This window comes from Candidatus Nesciobacter abundans (assembly GCF_008189525.1).
Lineage (GTDB): Bacteria > Pseudomonadota > Alphaproteobacteria > CAJXXZ01 > 1604HC > Nesciobacter > Nesciobacter abundans.
Genome location: NZ_CP043314.1, coordinates 534,868 through 553,444, shown reverse-complemented (window position 1 = coordinate 553,444; position 18,577 = coordinate 534,868). Strand labels below are relative to the sequence as shown.

Below are 18,577 nucleotides of genomic sequence, written 5' to 3'. Positions count from 1 at the left end.
AATTGCAAAACATAAAAACAAAGCAAAATGCTATACAAATTGATTTTAATAATTTTCTCATTGATTTGAAAAGAGAAATAACTTAGAATTTCTGCGTGAATATCAAAGATAAGTTTGTAGCTTTTAACTCAAATGAGATTATTGACAATGAAAAGAATAATCAGAGAGATACACAAGATAATCTTTATGGAGATAATTTTGTTAAAGAAGAAGTCGTAAATCAAAAAAATACAAAACAGAAAAATGTAAGTCAGAAGAAAACAAGGTTTGAGGATTTTTCTTCAGATAAATCTTTTGACTCTGTTTATAGAGAAGAGTCATTTGGAGATGGTGTATATTTAGACTATAGTGCCACAACACCTTGTGATCCATCGGTGGTAGATGTAATGTCTCAAAGTTATAAAATTTTTGCCAACCCTCATTCCATAACACATATGTATGGTTGGAATGCAACAGATTTAGTAGAATCTAGTAGGGCAAAATTCGCATCAATAATAGGAGCTGAATCTAAGGAGATAGTTTTTACATCAGGTGCTACAGAGGCAAATAACTTAGCTCTTAAAGGAGTTATTAGTAATAGAAGAAGAAATGGATTAGAAAATCCACATATAATTACTACAAACATAGAGCACAAAGCAACTTTGGAAACTTGTCATACCTTGGAAAAGCAGGGTGTAGAAGTAACTTATTTAGAAGTTGAAAAGAAAACAGGTCTTTTAGATATAGAGAAACTTAAAAAATCTATAAAAAGTAATACAGTTATAATTAGCATTAGTTGGGTAAACTCTGAGATAGGGGTAATACAACCAATAGAAGAGATAGGCAATATATGTGAGGAAAAAAATATATATTTCCATATAGATGCTGCACAAGCTTTAGGAAGAATTGATGTTGATGTAAAAAAATGCAAAGCAACTATGGTTAGTTTTTCTGCTCACAAGTTTTATGGACCTAAAGGAATAGGTGCTTTATATATCAAAAAAAGAACTAGAGTGGATTCTATTATTGATGGTGGAAAGCAAGAAAGAGGAGTTAGGTCTGGAACTATATCTCCTCAGCTTTGTCTTGGGCTTGCTAAAGCAGCTGAATTCTCAACAAAAGATTTAGAATCCGAGAATATTAGAATGAAAGAGATGCAGGATTACTTGCTAAGTAATTTAAACAATTCAATATCTGATATTTTTATAAATGGAGATATGAATAGTAGGATTCCACATAATGTGAATATTAGTTTTGCTTGTGTAGAAGGTGAAAGCTTGATGATGAAAATGGAAAAGTACGCGATGTCTTCTGCCTCTGCATGTTCTTCCCAAACACTGCAGCCATCTTATGTTCTGTCTGCTATCGGAGTAGATGAAGATTTGATTCATACTTCACTTAGAATGGTTATGGGTCGATACACAACTATGGAAGATATGAAAAACTTTACAAATGACTTGATTGAGAGTGTAAACTTTTTGAGAAATATAAGCCCTTTGTGGGATATGAAGAAAAAAGGTATAGACTTAAAAACAGTTGAATGGCATGATCATCATTAAAAAGAGAGGGGTAGAAAATGCACAAATATAATACAAAAATAAATACTGAATTCCAAAATCCAGCTAACACTGGTTCTATGGATGAGAATGACCCAGCTGTAGGCATGGGTTTTGTTGGATCTCCATCTTGTGGTGATGTTCTTAAGCTTTTTATAAGAATAGAAAACGATCCGAATAAATCTTTAGAAGATCAGGTAATAGTTGATTCTAGTTTTCAGATATTTGGATGTGGTTCTGCAATAGCATCTGGATCTCATTTGACAAAGCTAGTTAAGGGAAAGACATTATCTGAAGCAGAGAAAATTACTAACAAGTCAATTGCAAGTAATTTAGAACTTCCTCCAATTAAAACTCACTGTTCCGTTTTGGCAGAAGGTGCTATTAGAGGTGCTATAGAGAACATAAAAGAGAAAAAAAGTAATTCTAAATAAATCCAGAATATAAAATTGTTTTGAGATCAATTCAGAGGGTTATTTATATTACTAAGAAGAAAGTTATAGCTTTATTTATATAAGTTAATTAACTCTAAGGAATGAATAGTTTTATTTTAGAAAACTGTAACAAAAGTAATATAATAAAGATAGAAGTAGAAAGTTCTGCTAAAAAATCTATATACTGATGAAAAATTCATAACAAAATCAGGAAAGAATTGTTTTTGATTTCCCAGTTTTTTTATATACATTCAATAAATTATTACCAATATAAACCATACATCAAGTTAATTTTATTTCCCTAGAACTACCTAATATGTTTGATTTTATTTAATAAACCTGAATCTTTTGAATAATTTAAATAAATATAACTTTATTTAAATTTGATTGTTTTTGTATGATGAAAGTATCTCTACTTGTAAATCTTATAAGTCTTGCTTTAATTTTAATATAATTATTTTAGAAATACCTTTTCTTTTTTCTTTTACAGCCTCGAAAGACTCATGATTAAAATCATGCTTTTTATGTGACCTGATCACATAAACACAGTCATTAGAGCACATCTCAGAGTTTTTAATTGACTCTAAAACACTATTTGTTTTTTCATTTTTGAACGGTAGATCTATGAAAACTGTATCTATTTTAGGTACATTTACTTTGACTTTTACTATATTTTTGTCTATCTTTTCTGCATTCGAAACAAGCCCTGTTGCATTTACACCCCATTCTTTTATGGTGCTACAAACATTTCTTATAATTGGTATGTTGTTATCTATAAAAATACAGAATTCAGCACCTCTTGAAATAGCTTCTAATCCCATAGACCCACTTCCACAGCATATATCTGCTACATTTTTTATTTCATGCATGTGCTCTAATGTGTCGAATATCATTACTCTGGTGGATGAAAGAGGTGGTCTAGCAGGATTCAAGACAGGTATGGTTTTCATCTTGAATTTTCCTCTGTTTATTTTAGGTACAGACATATTAAGCGTTAAATGAACTTCCGCAAGCGCATTTGCACTTTTCATTTGGGTTTTTGAATATAAAACCTGCAGATATTGCTGTTTCTTCAAAGTCTATTTGTGATCCATTCAAATGCCCCATTGAATCATTAGGAATAAAAATTCCAACTCCATCTATTTCTTTAACTTTGTCTTCACTTTCTTCAAATATGTATTCCATTTTATATTCAAGTCCAGAGCATCCACCTCTTTCTGTCATGATTTTTATTCCAAGTGGCATAACATTTTTTTCTTTGTAGTAATTATCAAAGTTATCTTTAATAGCTTTAATAGCATTTGCAGTAAATTCTGGCGCTACAAAATCCTCTCTTTTAAATGGTATATTTTGGTTGTAAGTGTTTTCAGTTGAGCAAGACATGTAATCAATCCTTTCATTTTATATGTATTTTACTAAAAACATGAATTAATTAACACTGCTGAAGCACTGTATTTAGTGTTATAAATAGATTCATGGCTGTTTATCTTTGTATAAAGAGCTTAATTAATATTTCATGATAGAGGGTGTGATTTATTGTTTATCATTGGATTCCAGTATGTTGAGTTTCATTTTTTTGTGTAGGAAATAAAAATATAGCCATCTATCACTAACAAAGCAACATTAACTCTATATGTTATATTTATTTTATTGTGCATTTTTTGAATAGAAATTGGTTATGTTTTTTATTACCAGATTATTTTATATTTACTACTTGATTTACTAGACAGTAACTTATTGATTCTTTCATGTGTAGTGTCTCTACGCTTTCTGACTGATCCAGATCTGCAATAGTTCTTGCTATTTTAAGTGTATTATAATATCTCCTGGAAGAGACTCCTCTTTTTTCAGATATTATGTTTAAGCAGTCTATAGCACTTTCTGTTATATTCAGCATCTTTATTTCTGATGAGTTTATGTCATGATTGAATTTAAATTTGCAGTCCTTATATCTAGACTTTTGAAAATCTATAGCTTTTTTTATACTTTCTTTCATTTCAAAGCTAGATTTAGACTTAGACTTTGAGCTGCTTAGCTCCCAAGGTGCAAGTTTAGGAACTGATATTATGATTCCGAATCTATCCCATATTGGTCCTGGTATTTTTGATATATAATCTTGATGGCATTTTGGAAATTTAGAACATATGTTTTTTATGTCATACGCATTTCCACAACTGCAAGGATTCATAGCAGCTATTAAATGAAAACTAGAAGGGTACTCTATTTTAGAGTTTGCTCTAGAAATATTTATTTTTCCACTTTCAAGAGCCTCCCTTATTCCATTTAGTACATCAGATTTCCACAGAGAAAGTTCGTCCATAAACAGTACTCCATTATGGGCTAGAGATATTTCTCCAGGCTTACACTTGTATCCACCTCCTACCATTGCAGACAAAGAAGAATTGTGATGAGGGCTTCTGAACGGCCTGTTTTTCAGAGAAAAGCTCTGATTAGATATGTTTGACATGCTATATATTTTATAAACTTCTATTGCTTCGCTTATTTCCATATCTGGTAGAATTGTACTTATTCGGCTTGAAAGCATTGATTTTCCTGCTCCGGGTGATCCTATTAACAAAGCGTGATGCCTTCCAGCAGCAGCAATCTCTAGAGCTCTCTTTATAGATTCATGTCCTTTTACATCCTTAAAATCTAAGCTGTTTTCAGTTTCTAATATCTGCATCTTCTCTGGTTCTTTGCAAACCTGCGTTCCATTGAAATGGTTTATTATTTGGATCAGGTGTCCTGCTGCTATTACGGGTATATCAGTTGCAAATTTACATTCTGGTCCACACTCTGCAGGGCATATAATGCCCTTATTGTTGCTTTTTGCATGCAAGGAAGCAATTATAGATCCTTTTACATTGATTATGCTTCCATCTAGACCTAATTCTCCCATAATTATCCAATTACTGCAGACATGCTCAGGTATTATTTCCAAAGCTGCCATTATGCCTATTGTTATTGGTAGATCATAATGATTTCCTTCTTTTGGTATGTCTGCTGGAGACATATTTATTATTATTCTTTTTGCAGGCAAGGCGAACCCTATTGACTGCAAAGCAGCTCTAATTCTTTCTTTAGACTCTCCTATTGTTTTGTCCGGAAGTCCAACTATATTAAATGCTGGCAATCCTCTGCTGATGTGAATTTGCACTTCGATATTCACAGCATCAACTCCTTGAAAAGATACCGTATGTGCTTTAATTACAGAAATAAATCACCTTCATTGAAGAATATTATCACATCGCAGAGAAATACAAAACATTCAAACAAGTAATCTTGAAATAAAAAATAGCTTGAATTGGATATTATGTAAATAAAATATAGTAAGCCTCGTGATTTTAGTAAAAAAAACACAATATACATGTAAATTTAATTTAAATTTGCAGAAAATTTAACTTAAATTATTTCTTTTTTATATAACTGATACTTGTTTTGCAATTAAATTTTTGTAGGACTTGAAATATACTTATCTGTATTTATAAAACATTGTTACTATCTGACATCTCTACTTATTGTTACATACATTATGAGTAAAGTTTGTAGTTTTTTATATAACCTTTTATATATTCTAGAAATTATTTATCAGAAATAAATAAATTTTATAACATCTAAATAAACATGATTTACATTTTTGTAAAAATTATATGTATTTATTACAATTAGAACAGAACATTTAACCGTACTAGGCTCATATAAATTACTAAATTTAATAAAAATGATTATATTTTACTATATTTATTTATTTATGTAGATCTTTGCTGCGTTCAAGATTTAATTTATTTAATGACCAAAACCAAGCATAGAAGACAATAATTATTAAGAACAATAAATAAGGAGCAATATTTATTTGTGAAGACTGAGGTATTAATATCAATAGAAATGCTTGAATTTGTCCACTTAGAGATTTTGAGAATCTGCTTCCAACTACATCTATTGCTGCTTTACCTTTTGTCTTAAGCTCTTTATCTAAAGGTATGTATGCCATTTCTTTAGTTTGATCAAAAAGAGAATATTTCATGCTTTTACTAGTTATATTATGAATAGTTCCTGTAAGAACAGATATGACTACAATTGAAGCTCCTAAAAAGGTTTTAAATCCTATTATTTTTAAAATTATTGCTGAAAAGAAAAGTAAGGAAGAAACAAGCATTACTACTGGTGTTATTAGCGCGGATCCAAACCAATTTATTTTTTTGAACAGTATATTCGAGAAGAATGCAAAAAATATAGTTGAATAACCAACTGACTCATTTACAAAAGCATAATAATTCACAAAAGCTTCTTTTGATTTAGTGAAGTTCCTTAATTCAGATTTCCATGTAAGTTCTACCATGCTTATGCTGAAATTATAGCAAAACACTATAGCCATTATATAAGTTATAGTTTTGTTTTGGAAAATGATCTTTATGCTTTGTCTTAATGAGAATTTTGATTTCTTTGATTTGAAATTAACTTGGCTGTGGAAAATTTTATTAAATAAGAAGTAAAAAAACATTATAAAACAACATGCTATGCATACTAAATATATAACTAGTCTTAGTTTCTGGTCAAAACTGCCAAGCTTACTGTTTATTATGTATTTTATAGATTTGCTTCCTATGATAAGTCCTATATAACCTATTGCTGCAAAGGATCCATAAAATCTTTTGCTTTCTTCTAAAGTTACTACTTGGTTTGCGAATTGCCAAAATAAAAAGCTTATACACATGCTGCACCATAAATCAGCAAAAGCGTAGAATATAGAATATATCCACAGTGAGTACATTGGTAATATCCATTTTAATCTTGGATACAGAGCTTTGATTTGTTTTATTTCAAGCATGTTAGGGTGCAAGGTTTCTCTATTTGGATAAAGAACTATATTGAAAAACAAGAAAAATAATAAAAAGAAAGATATTGTTACATAGAACATGTTTTTAGATTCAAAGAATTGGGACAACTTACCGTAAGCAGACATAAATAATATTGAAAAAATAACAACAAAGAATTTTAGAAAGTTTATTACTTCTGCTCCAGAGCCTTTGTGTGTGATTATTAATGTGTCTTTGACATTCTTCAATATAGTGGTGCTAAAAAGCATAAAAAACATCATAAATGCCATAGGAAAGAATTTTTTGAATTCTGATTTTTTAACAGGGAATAGGTTTTTGGATAGATTGCTTAGTGATGAAAAAATACGTCTCTTTGCTTTGCAATCGAAATTAGGGTTTTTTATGAATTTATTAGGGTTTTTTATGAATTTATTTAAGTAGTGTTTAATAAATCTGACTACTTTTTTATAAAAATTTGTTTTTATAAAACCTATAAAAACATGAATAAATCTAAAATTAAATTTTGTTCTAAGCAAAAGTTTAGAAATCATACACCTAACATCATTAAAATATTTTAAAAGCACTTCTAAATGAATTGTTATACACGCAATTTAAATATGCAATAGCGTGCAGTAATTTTAATGCTATAAAATAATTACGAAATCACTATTAAAGTATATTTAGTAGAAATTAATGTCTCAAAAATAATGTTAGTGTTGATCATATTGTACTTTTTACATTGATTTAAATCTAATCTAGTTTTTTATTATAATTTCTTTTGCTTAAGCTTTATTTAATTTAATTGTAATCTGTTTAACTATATAAAATCATACTTTTTCTTGGGTAAGACTTATTTTATACTTCTTAAAATTATATTTTGGTATACAATATATGAATGAAAATAATTGTTATTAATAATATAAAAGGTGGTACTGGAAAATCTACTATAACTGCAAATTTAATTTCTTCTCTAATAGACATTGGGCATAAGGTGTGCAGCATTGATTTAGATTCTCCGCAACATACTTTATTTAATTATGTTAATAACAGATCTGAAGACTTGCCTTTAATGGAATGTGAAACAATGGATTACAAAGGGGATTGTAACGAAATTAAGAACAAAATAGATTCTTTAAGAGAAAAGTATGACTTTGTCTTTGTAGATACCCCTGGAGGGGATTTTGAATCTTTAAAAGATATTTGTATGATGGCAGATATTATAGTTACTCCTATAAGTGATAGTTATTTAGACTTGGATGTAGTTCTTCAGATTAAGAATAAACAATCTTTTATGCCTGGTTGTTATTCTAAAATAATTTGGGATATTAAAAAGAAGAAAAGCCAAGACAGCAAGAACTTAGATTGGGTTATAGTTCCGAATAAATTTAATGTCAGGAAAACAAAGAACCAAGAGAGCGTATATAAATTACTTTCTAAAGCTAGTCCTGTTTTGAGTGGAAGAATATCTAATTTCATAAAAGATAGAGTGGTTTTTAAAGAGCTTTTTAATAAAGGGAGAACAGTGTTTGATTTGAAAAAATCTGAACTTACTGTTTCAAGGGTTGCTGCTAAGAATGAAATTAGAATGCTATCTAAATATGTGCTTGGTGAGATTTGAAAAAATATCTTGTATCCAATTTAAAATTTGTTTAAATTTTACTAATACTTAGGTTTAATGGTATTGAAGCTTAATAGTATTTAATAAAAATCAGGTCTATTAGGTTTATTAAAGTATATTAAGAATATTTGTAACAAATTAAACTTCTATACAAATATGCTTGCTTGAAAAACTCAGATTGTAATTTAATTCTTTGCAAAACAACCCTATTAGGTAGAAATAAGTGTTGTAACTGCATTGAGATTCTTGTTTTAGGCTAAGCGCATCCAATTCTACATTTTGTATTTCGAAATGTGTCTCTATTTTTTTATCTGAAATGTTTATTTCTCTATTTTGTTTTTTCTTATGTAAGATGAATGCTAGTAAAATAGTTATATTTGACAAGAAATGTCCTTTTGGAAATGAATCTACATTCCATTTTATGTTATCCATGTTTTCGTAAGATATCTGCTTAGCTGATTCCCATTTTAAGGATTCAGATGCCACAGCTCTGAACACATTTATACTTTTTAGCAAGTTTGAAAAAGCCTTTTTTGCATTTTCTATGTTGTTCTCTTCTAAATCTATTTGCAGAGCAGCTATAGGGCTTATTATATCATGATTTATTTTTCCTATAACTTTCTGTACTAATGGAACTGTTTTGATCATAAGGAATATTACATGATAATGCTTAGTTTATTAATAGTTTTTAGTTAAAAATTTAGCTGTTCAAATGGTGTATTTAATTTTTTATATGAAAGAAAATAAAAACTATAAACTTAAATGTCTAAAAACTAAGATAGAAGGTAATAATATTATTACAAAAGATTATCTGTATTCAGCAAATTAAGTAGTTATTTTAAAAAATTAACTATATTCTAAACAGAACAGCGAAAGATAGTTTTAGGCCTTTATCTTCATAGAAAAGTTGGTTGTTTGATTTTGGTTCTTCTTCTATCTTTGCTTTTGAGAAAACATTTTGACCTACAGATCTCATTAATCTTATTTCAGCTAGTAATTTGAAAAGTATGAATTGTACTGCAACACCTACATTCTTGTTCCAATTCCAAGACTTTTGGAAATCTCCAGATTTGATTCTTTCTTCTGAATCTGAATCTATTTCATAATAACGTCCTGTTACTCCAGTAACAAACAACGCTCTAGCAATTCCAAAGTTAAGCCCAAAGAAAACATGGTGAGAAAGTACGAAATTTCCAGTTTTAAGATTTAATTTGGTGTTTTTTATGTCACTTAGATTGACTACATCTTTTTTATTTCCAGACAGACCTACATCAGAAGAAACTCCGATAGCAAACAAACCTAGTCCTTGAGAAAGTTGATGTGAAAAGGAAGTGTTTATTTTTGATTTTATTCCAGAGGTATTTATGTCTTTTAACAAGCTCTTTATATTTAGATTTTCTGTATCTAATTTTATTTGCCCTATTGGAGCTATTTCAGTGAAATTCATGCTGAACCTTGTTCCAAAATATGATGCCATTGCACCTGACTTGCTAGGTGTTATGTTAGAGAAAAACATAAACATCATGAAGCAAGTTTTAATGTAACTTGAAATATATTTTAATGATAGAAACTGGTATATTTTAGTTCTTACTGGAAATTTAGATTTTATAGACATAATTTATTAACCTCAAAGACATATTCTAATGATTTTATTATAGAAATTCAATCTATTAGATCATATCTTAAAATGCTAATTAGATATATTTTAAGTGTTTATGTTTTGTTATTTTGTGTTTTATTTCATTATTGTCTTGCATAAAATTTTCATGAAAATTAGAATTGGGAATGGAAGATCAAATAAAGGATTCTTCTAGGGTTTTAGTCTCTAGAAAAGATAAGTTTCATGAGATGTTTATGAGCTCAGAAGGGTTAAAGGATTCAGAGATATGTGTGTTATGTATACCTGACTTATTCGGGGATTGTTCTGACTTTATTGGTTTAAAAGAAAAATTGTCTATAGATTTTAAAGTTATATCTTTTGATTTCTTAGGGCATGGATTAAGCAGCAAAGCCTTGGAATATTCTTATAATGATTTTTTGAACGATACTTTGCATATAATTTCTAAACTAGATTCTAGAAATATCTTCATTGTTGGAATGGGAGTTGGTGCATCGATCTCATGTGACTTGATTTCAATGCATAATAATCCTTTTATAGGTTGTGTTTTACTGGATGCAGATAAAATATTTGACCCAGAGTTTAAATTTAAGCTCCCTGATATTGGAGAATTTACTAACTTCAAAGATGCGAAAAATAGCTTAGATTTATCTAAGCACTGCTCTGAAGAAACAATAGGTAAAATTGTATGTCAGAAATATAAAGTTCAAGAGAATAAGTTCAGAAGAGCTTTAGATGATAAGCTAGGGAAGTGCTTGGGTCAATTTTCAGGATTTAGCTTTGTTGAGAAAACTAAAAATATAAAAACACCAGTGCTTTTTATGGGAGATAGTGTAAATTTCGATTCAGAGCTCATACAGTATGAAATTTCTAAAAATATTAGTGATTTATATGATCCTGAAAATATAGATATAGTTTCTAAATGGATAAAAAACATAGCGTTAGATCCATGTACTGTATTAAAGTGCTGGAAAAATAGGATTTAAATTAATATTGAATATATTTTACTTAGGAAAAAAGACTCTACGTGGTAATTATTTATCTTTTAACGATAGTAACAACGAAGAAATAAAAAAAGTTCAAGATTCTTTCGATCTAAATAGATTGGAAGCAATTTTGGCGTTATCAAGGGTTGAAGGAATAGATAAGTTAGGAAACATACATAAATTCTTAAATGATAGAATTTCTGCGTATATGCAGAATGTAACCTTAATAGATTTTGAAAAAGCATTAGAGAGAATATACATAGCATTAGAGAAAAAAGAAAAAATATGTATTTTAGGTGATTACGATGTAGATGGGATAACTTCTACTGTAATGTGGATGGATTTCTTTAGAGCATATGGAATAGAGGTTGAATACAGAATTCCTAATAGATCAGATGGGTATGGACATGATCCAGATGTACTAAAATCAATTGACTGTTCTTTGTTTTTAATACTTGATTGTGGAAGTAGTCAGGATTTTTATGGAATACAAAAAAACACAGCAAATAATAGTAAAAAAGATATTTGTATAATAGATCATCATCAAACTGCAAATGACCCGAACGTATATGCGTTTGTAAACCCTAACAGAGCTGATTCTGATATTAGAACACAGGAAGAATACAAGAATTTATGTACAGCAGGGTTATGTTTTATATTTATTTATAAAATATCAGAAATGATAGAAGAAAGAAAAAAGGTTAGACAAAACATTTCTCCGAAAGTCTTTATGGACTTAGTTGCTTTGGGAACAATAGGAGACTGCATGAAGTTATCAGGTTTGAATAGGGCTTACGTAAGGTATGGTTTGCAAATTGTTTCTCTAACCAAACGAATAGGTTTACGTTCTCTTATAGATAATTTAGGATTAGGCAATATAGCAGCTGGAGATGTGGCATTTTATATATGTCCATGTATAAATGCAGCAGGAAGAATACATTCTTCGGGATTGGCTGTAGATCTTTTGTTTACTAAGGATAGTGTAGAAGCTGAGAGATTATCTAAATCATTAATATCTTTAAATACAAAAAGAAAAGAAATGGAAAAGAAAGCTTTAGACGAAGCATTGGTTAAAGTTTATAAAGAAATTCATAAAGAAATAAAGTTCATGGATATAAATAATAATTTAGAACCTGATAAACAAAGAGACTCAGAAGAAGAAAAGATACCAGAGAGAGATGATGCTAATAACGAACCTAATGTAGATAGCAAACAAAAATCTGATAATGAGTCTCAGTCTGTAGTTATAGTTAGAGATAAGGATTGGCACCCTGGTCTGGTTGGTATTATTGCTGGGAGAATAAAAGAAAAAGAGAATGTGCCTGTGTTTGTTTTTTATAAAATAGGAAATGAATGGAAAGGATCTGCAAGATCTGTTAAGGGTTGTAATATAGGTGCTGTGATTCATGAATCTGTACTTAATGGATTGGCAACTTCTGGAGGAGGTCATGATATGGCTGGTGGTGTTGCTGTAAATGATGAAAAATTTTCAGAATGGAAAAATTGGATTAATCAGAAAATACATAAAATGAACCTTGTTCCTGAGAAAATAATTAATATAGATGCATTTCTGAATTTAAATGGATTGAATATGACAAATGTTTCAAAGATTACTCCTTTTGGAATGGGAAATCCATACCCTAAAATTATATTGTCTAATGTATTGATGTTATCAGTTATGGAAAGAGGAAATCATATTATGATCAGTGTCAAAGATGAGAAATACAAAAGAACTTTCTGGATGTTTAATTCTAAAGAAATAGCAAAGGATATTTTAGAAAATAGATATTACGATTTAATACTGAGCTTGAGCGAGAAAAAAAATCATAATGTTATAGATATTCTCAAAAGGTAGAATTTGCTTTAGTAAATAATAAAGTAAATAAGGATTGTTTAAGTTTATATAAATTTTTTATAGTGTATATATTTTGTTTACAAGACATAATTATCATGTAAATTTTCTTATATTTATGTTACTTTTTGTTAGTGAAAATTGTAACTAGATTTGCCCCATCTCCGACTGGATTCTTACATATAGGCGGAGTGAGAACTGCTATTTTTAATTGGTTGATTGTGAAAGCCAGCATTTTAAAAGAAATAAATGGAAATAAAGAAATCAGCAATTCATTTGAGATAAATAATAAGAATAGATTGGATTTGGAATCTAATAATTTCAATGAAATAAATGAAAATACAAATAAGAGTTATAAAAGCAATTTTTTGTTAAGAATAGAAGATACTGATATTCAGAGATCAGATGAAAAATACATCAAAGCTATATTAGAAGGTTTGTCTTGGTTAGGTTTAGATTTTGATGGAGAGATTTTTTTCCAATCTAAGCAGAAAGAAATTCATATCAAAATAGCACATGAGCTATTAGAAAAAGGTTTAGCGTATAAATGTTATTTATCCAAATCTGAAGTTGAAGAAATTTCAAAAACAGGTGATAAATCTTTACTAAGAAAGTGGAGAGATTGTAAAGAAATAGAATCTAGCCCCAAGGAATCAAGAAAATATGTAATTAGATTTAAGATGCCTGTTTCTGGAAAAGCGATATTAAATGATTCTGTAAGAGGTAAAGTAGAAGTTAATTATGAAGAGCTATATGATTTTGTGATTTTAAGAGAAGATATGACTCCTACATATTTATTTGCTTGTGTTATAGATGATCATAAAATGGGAATAACTAATGTTGTAAGAGGGGATGATCATCTCATAAATACGTTTTCCCAAAATGAAATATATAAATCTATGCAATGGGATATACCAAAATACTCTCATATACCTTTGATACATGATGAAGATGGAAAAAAGCTTTCTAAGAGAAATTCAGCAGTAGATATAAATGATTACAAAAGGATGGGAATACTTCCTGAGGCAATGTTTAATTACTTGATTAGACTAGGGTGGAGTCATGGAAATGATGAGATAATAAGTGTAGAGCAAGCTATAGAATGGTTTTCTTTGAATGGGATAGGTAAGTCTCCAGCCAGATTAAACATGGATAAGCTTTTGCATATAAATTCGCATTACATTAAAAAATCAGATGATGATAAGTTAGTGGATTTAATAAAAGATTACTTAAATGACAAAGAGAAGAGTGGTATTGTTCCTAAGAATTGGTTGATGATTAAAAATGCTATTTCAGAATTAAAAATTAGATCTAAAACTGTACAAGAATTAAAAGAAATGTGTGTAAATTACTTTGGGTACAATTTGCCAATCTACAAAAAAGAAACGATAAGCATGTCAGAAGAAGTGCATAGATTCTTACAGAATTGGAATGCTTTTGATGAAGAGGGCTTAAGAAGAGAGATAAAAGAATCTGGATTAAAGCTCAAGGAAGTAGCTCATGCAATACGATATGCCTTTACAGGAAGTCAGGTTTCTCCAAGTATATTCCATATTATGAGTATATTAGGACCTGAACTTTCTAAGTCTAGGGTAAGTAATTTTTTAACTATGTCTGACAATATAGAAATACAAAGAAAAAATATTTGATTGAGTTAAAGTGAAAATTTTGTTATTTTTTAAAAATATTTTTAATAGTGTTTATTTTAAGTTTATTGGTAAATCGAATTTGGGTAAAGAACCAAAGAAATTAGATAAGAGATCGAAAAGAACAGTAGATTCTGAGATAAATAAAACTATATTGAAGTTTTTCTTAAAAAAGAAAGTTTTATTTACTTTGCTTGCTAATTTGATATGTATATTTCTATACATATATATTAGAAAGCTGCTAAATGAATGGTATTTAGGTTTCTATAGCATATTAGGAAGCGGTTCTTCTACAAATATTTATAAATATATATTTTGGTATTTATTCTATAGCCTTTCTAGTGATACGATTCTTAGCTCAATAGAGTTTTCTAAAATGAGGCTCTCATTGAACTGGAGAGAAAGTATAGTTATAAACTCTATAAGAAAAATGTCTCCATTGAATTTTAAAAATGTAGAATACGCTAGTCAAAAAATATCACAAGATAGTGAAGAATTCACAACTTTGTTTATGAACCTAGCTATAGATCTTACTTTAAACATTCTCTTTTTGGTTGTGTTTATGTTTATTTTGTTTGATTTAATTAATAAAAGTATTTTCCTAATTATTTCGATAGTTATTTGTCATTTATTTTTTTCTAAAATGTTATCAATTTTAATGAAAAAGCTAAATTATTACGGAGATCTTAATGAGTCATATGAAGCAGACCTAAGAGAGAAGACACATAACTTACACAATAGGTTAGATGGATTGTACAACTTCAGGAAGAAGAAAATATATATAATATTTCATAATCTGAAGGAGAATTATAAGAAATTTATTTTACAAAAAACTAAATCTATTTTAACAAGGAAAAATATAGATAACATAGGAACAATTTTACCTTACTTATTTATTCCTTTCTTTAGGAAAGATAATTATGGAGAAATAATGAGAACAATAAATGCAATAACAATGTTGCAATTTAGTTTCTTATTTTTCGTGAATAATTTTGATAAGTTTTCTCAATGTATAGTTGGGTATAGAAGATTAAAATCTTATTTGATGGCATTTTATTTAGATACAAATGTAATAAAAGTTTATAATACAGAAGATGATGCTGGTCTCGGTAATGTGCCTATAAGTGATTCTGAGATGCACATAAGAATAGATGCATTTTCCCCAGATTATCAAGATAACTTAGACCTCTTAAGAAATAGTATGGGTTTTAGGAATCAGGAAAGCGCAATCACATCAAGTAAAGGTAGTTCTGTAGATAAGTACAGAAAAATAAATAAAGAATGCGTTGAGAGCCTACTACGTAAGGATGGTTCTAATAAGCCATTGAATTCATTTTTAGAATATAAGCAGGGTTTAAAGCTTTTCTCTGGCAGGAAAATTTTTGATGAATTCTGTCTTAATGTCTCTAAAAAAGAATTTGTTTGCTTGTACGGAAAATCTGGTTCTGGAAAGACTACTTTTGCAAAGATAATTAGCACAGTTTATGAAGCAGAAGGATATATGTCTTTCAAAGGAAAAATAAGGGTTTTGATTAGTGCAAACTCAGATTACTTAGATGGAATTTCAGATTATAGTTATGGCAGAGAAAAAATGGGGTTGTCTGAAAATTGCTACTCAAAAGGAGAAGAGCATAAGCATATAGCTGCTGCATTGATATCTGAACAGCCAGATTGGGTCATATGGGATGAGTTTGGTTCTGGACTTTCATCTGCAGACAAAGAGTATGTATTTTGTAAGCTTAAAGAGAACTTGAAGAACTCTGGAGTTATACTCCTTTGTCAAGATAAATTTAATTTATGTGATAAATTTAAAAAACTTTCAACTAAAAATTGTGCTTCTTAATGGTTTTTAAATTATGTTACTTGAATATGTGGTGCTTGCCTGTATAATGAGGGGCTGGTAGTGAAAGAAGGATTATGTACGAGAAAATAAAATCTAGAATAAAGCTATTGTCATATCCCCTGATGTCTGTGGTAGCTTCATCTTTGTTGTTTTCTATAATGAAAACAATTTCCAGAGATAAAATTCCAACAGAGCAGTTTATGCTGATAAGACTTTTGATATCTTCATTATTTTTTATTCCAATGTTTTTGAAAGTTAAATCTATTAAAACAAAAATAAACAAATTGCATTTTTTGAGAGCTATAGTGTTATTTTCATCCATGATAATGACGTACGAAGGGTATAGAAATATCCCGTTTGTAACATCTAGCGCTTTGGGAATGACTGAACCGATTTTCATATTCATTTTTTCTTGGGCTTTTTTTAGAAATAAAATTTCTTACCAAAAAGTTTTAGGTATATTGTTTGGATATATTGGTGTTCTTGTTACTTTATATCCATTTGATCTATCCATTAATACGTTTTATAGTGTAATTCTTTTATTAGCTAATGTTTTGTCTGCTATTAGCATGATTTTGATGAAAAAAAGCCATAACAAAGATGCGCCTGAGGTTGTGTTGTTCTACTCCTACTTTTACCTTACAATGTTTTCTATTATATGGAACTTGCACGGTTTGTTTTTTAGAGATGATTTCATTTTGATGGATTTTGTATACTTGTACGAAAATATATGGAGGGTTGTTTCAGTTTGTTCCTTAGCTGCTGTGAATACTTATGCAATTATATGGTCTATCAAGAAGCTTGATCCAATATCTTATTCTTCTGTTCAATATTTGAAAGTAGTCTTTTCTGTTATTATAGGATGGGTTTTTTTAGGAGAATCTTTGGTTTTAAATCAAATTCTAGGAAGCCTTATTATAGCTATTTCAGCAAGTATAATGTATTAAATAGAATTGTATTAATAGGCTCGAAAATAAATAATAAAATTTAATTACAAGCATATATAAATGTAGTTAAATATAAATCGATTGATTTAAATATAAGTAGATTGATCACTTGTTTCTAGTTTGTAAAAAGAAATATATAAAATTACATTTATTCATAAACCTAATTCAAATAAATAATAATTTCAATTTATTTTATATATGTATTTAAATAAGTGTGAATAGATATTAGATATGAATATAAATTTAAGCGCATAAGCTTATACCTATTATATGTTTATTGTTTGTGCTGTTTTAGCTTGATGTGCTTGCGGAAGCTTTTTGTTCAGCTTTTTCCATTGATTTTATAATTCTCTTTTTGTATCTTTGGCATTCTTCAGTTAGATTCCTTTTTTTTGATGTGATTAGAAAATTAATTATTCCACCTTTTTTCTCAATGGTTCTCATTCCATGGGCAGACACTTTTAATCTGAATTTTCCTATTAGAGGATTTTTTGTAGTTAATACATGGATGTTTCCTAGAAAATCTCTTTTTGTTTTGTTGTTAGCGTGACTAACATTATTTCCACGCATTTTTTTCTTTCCTAAAATTGCACAATAACTCATAAAAGATATGATGCTTCTTAAATTGAAATAAGTCAATAAAATTTCCATTTTTTAAAGAAAAATTTCCATTTTTTAAAGAAAAATTTCCATTTTTTGAAGAATTTTTTTAATTATAGTTATATTTTGTTTTCTAATTTAAAGCTAAGCTTTTTAATAAAGTTATATCTTTCATATTTTTAGTCTGCTTTCTTTAGCTCTACCCAGTTTATTCCTTGTTGTATCCAGACTTTACCTACTAGCATCATCCTGTTTTTGTGCTGATCTGGGTTCCAAAAAATCACTTCAGATAGACTTCCACTTATATCTTTCCCTGATACTTTATTGATCATAGATTCTGTGTATTGATTTGGGTGCCTATAAATAATCAATGTAGAAAATGCTTGATGCTCTTGATTGCAATCTTTATTAGATTCTGCTGCTTTAGGTTTCTCTGCTATGTAATCTTCGAATTCCATTCCTGACACCAAAACTGGCTGTAATTCCTGATATTGATCTTCTGTTGTTCCATGAGGAAGAAATGTCCTGAACTTCCAAAACAGCTCGCTGAGAACCTCTTGTTCTACAACATTGTTAGTTTTTAGGTAAATTCTTTTTCCTAGTTTATATAATTTATGCATTAATGAGAAAATATATTTGACATCATTTTCGTTTTCAGTGTAATAGGATGTTATTTTCATA

At 28.9% G+C, this 18,577-nt stretch carries 16 protein-coding genes and 1 pseudogene; 9 read left to right on the top strand and 8 right to left on the bottom strand.

Annotated features, from left to right (window positions below; genetic code table 11):
• Positions 1–95 precede the first annotated feature (95 nt).
• Both FZC36_RS02450 and FZC36_RS02445 read left to right on the top strand, forming a co-directional pair.
• Complete coding sequence (locus FZC36_RS02450; RefSeq protein ID WP_246119864.1) at positions 96–1,538, top strand: cysteine desulfurase family protein; 1,443 nt, start codon at positions 96–98, stop codon at positions 1,536–1,538.
• Positions 1,539–1,555: 17 nt separating this feature from the next.
• Complete coding sequence (locus FZC36_RS02445; protein ID WP_148972392.1) at positions 1,556–1,969, top strand: iron-sulfur cluster assembly scaffold protein; 414 nt, start codon at positions 1,556–1,558, stop codon at positions 1,967–1,969.
• A 425-nt stretch (positions 1,970–2,394) separates the two neighbouring features.
• On the opposite strand, the gene FZC36_RS02440 is transcribed toward FZC36_RS02445, so the two are convergent.
• The 4 genes from FZC36_RS02440 to FZC36_RS02425 form a co-directional block, all read right to left on the bottom strand.
• Complete coding sequence (locus tag FZC36_RS02440) at positions 2,395–3,000, bottom strand: RsmD family RNA methyltransferase (RefSeq protein ID WP_148972391.1); 606 nt, start codon at positions 2,998–3,000, stop codon at positions 2,395–2,397.
• Positions 2,957–3,352, bottom strand: a complete 396-nt coding sequence (locus tag FZC36_RS02435) for a HesB/IscA family protein (protein ID WP_148972390.1) — start codon at positions 3,350–3,352, stop codon at positions 2,957–2,959. The genes FZC36_RS02440 and FZC36_RS02435 overlap by 44 nt, the downstream gene beginning before the upstream one ends.
• A gap of 313 nt (positions 3,353–3,665) precedes the next feature.
• Complete coding sequence (locus FZC36_RS02430; RefSeq protein WP_281284201.1) at positions 3,666–5,177, bottom strand: YifB family Mg chelatase-like AAA ATPase; 1,512 nt, start codon at positions 5,175–5,177, stop codon at positions 3,666–3,668.
• A gap of 537 nt (positions 5,178–5,714) precedes the next feature.
• Complete coding sequence (locus tag FZC36_RS02425) at positions 5,715–7,337, bottom strand: Npt1/Npt2 family nucleotide transporter (RefSeq protein WP_148972388.1); 1,623 nt, start codon at positions 7,335–7,337, stop codon at positions 5,715–5,717.
• Between the two features lie 344 nt (positions 7,338–7,681).
• Between FZC36_RS02425 and FZC36_RS02420 the strand changes: the two genes are divergently transcribed.
• On the top strand, positions 7,682–8,404 hold the full coding sequence (locus FZC36_RS02420) for a division plane positioning ATPase MipZ (protein WP_148972387.1): 723 nt from the start codon (positions 7,682–7,684) through the stop codon (positions 8,402–8,404).
• A gap of 138 nt (positions 8,405–8,542) precedes the next feature.
• Here the strand turns inward: FZC36_RS02420 and FZC36_RS02415 are convergent, their stop codons facing one another.
• Together FZC36_RS02415 and FZC36_RS02410 are read right to left on the bottom strand one after the other, a co-directional pair.
• Complete coding sequence (locus tag FZC36_RS02415) at positions 8,543–9,052, bottom strand: hypothetical protein (protein WP_148972386.1); 510 nt, start codon at positions 9,050–9,052, stop codon at positions 8,543–8,545.
• 202 nt (positions 9,053–9,254) lie between these two features.
• Complete coding sequence (locus FZC36_RS02410) at positions 9,255–9,920, bottom strand: hypothetical protein (protein ID WP_148972385.1); 666 nt, start codon at positions 9,918–9,920, stop codon at positions 9,255–9,257.
• A 269-nt stretch (positions 9,921–10,189) separates the two neighbouring features.
• Here FZC36_RS02410 and FZC36_RS02405 point away from each other — a divergent pair, with 269 nt between their 5' ends.
• From FZC36_RS02405 to FZC36_RS02385, 6 genes and pseudogenes are all read left to right on the top strand, one after another.
• Positions 10,190–11,008, top strand: a complete 819-nt coding sequence (locus FZC36_RS02405; protein ID WP_148972384.1) for an alpha/beta fold hydrolase — start codon at positions 10,190–10,192, stop codon at positions 11,006–11,008.
• 7 nt (positions 11,009–11,015) lie between these two features.
• Positions 11,016–12,863 carry a single-stranded-DNA-specific exonuclease RecJ gene (locus FZC36_RS02400; protein WP_148972383.1) on the top strand — a complete coding sequence of 616 codons (1,848 nt, stop codon included), beginning with the start codon at positions 11,016–11,018 and terminating at the stop codon, positions 12,861–12,863.
• Positions 12,864–12,994: 131 nt separating this feature from the next.
• A pseudogene (locus tag FZC36_RS02735) lies at positions 12,995–13,084 on the top strand (glutamate--tRNA ligase family protein); the annotation flags it as partial.
• A complete protein-coding gene (gene gltX / locus FZC36_RS02395; protein ID WP_420887543.1) occupies positions 13,082–14,509 on the top strand; it encodes a glutamate--tRNA ligase in 1,428 nt (475 codons plus the stop codon). The pseudogene FZC36_RS02735 and the gene gltX, both read left to right, overlap by 3 nt.
• A gap of 10 nt (positions 14,510–14,519) precedes the next feature.
• Positions 14,520–16,349, top strand: a complete 1,830-nt coding sequence (locus FZC36_RS02390; RefSeq protein ID WP_148972381.1) for an ATP-binding cassette domain-containing protein — start codon at positions 14,520–14,522, stop codon at positions 16,347–16,349.
• Positions 16,350–16,423: 74 nt separating this feature from the next.
• On the top strand, positions 16,424–17,296 hold the full coding sequence (locus FZC36_RS02385; RefSeq protein ID WP_148972380.1) for a DMT family transporter: 873 nt from the start codon (positions 16,424–16,426) through the stop codon (positions 17,294–17,296).
• Between the two features lie 291 nt (positions 17,297–17,587).
• Here FZC36_RS02385 and rpmB read toward each other — a convergent pair whose 3' ends face one another.
• Positions 17,588–17,899, bottom strand: coding sequence for a 50S ribosomal protein L28 (rpmB, locus tag FZC36_RS02730; protein ID WP_187440100.1), 312 nt, complete (start codon positions 17,897–17,899; stop codon positions 17,588–17,590).
• 176 nt (positions 17,900–18,075) lie between these two features.
• Entirely contained in the window at positions 18,076–18,576 is a 501-nt protein-coding gene (locus tag FZC36_RS02375; protein ID WP_148972378.1) for a DNA polymerase III subunit chi, read from the bottom strand.
• Position 18,577: the final 1 nt, after the last annotated feature.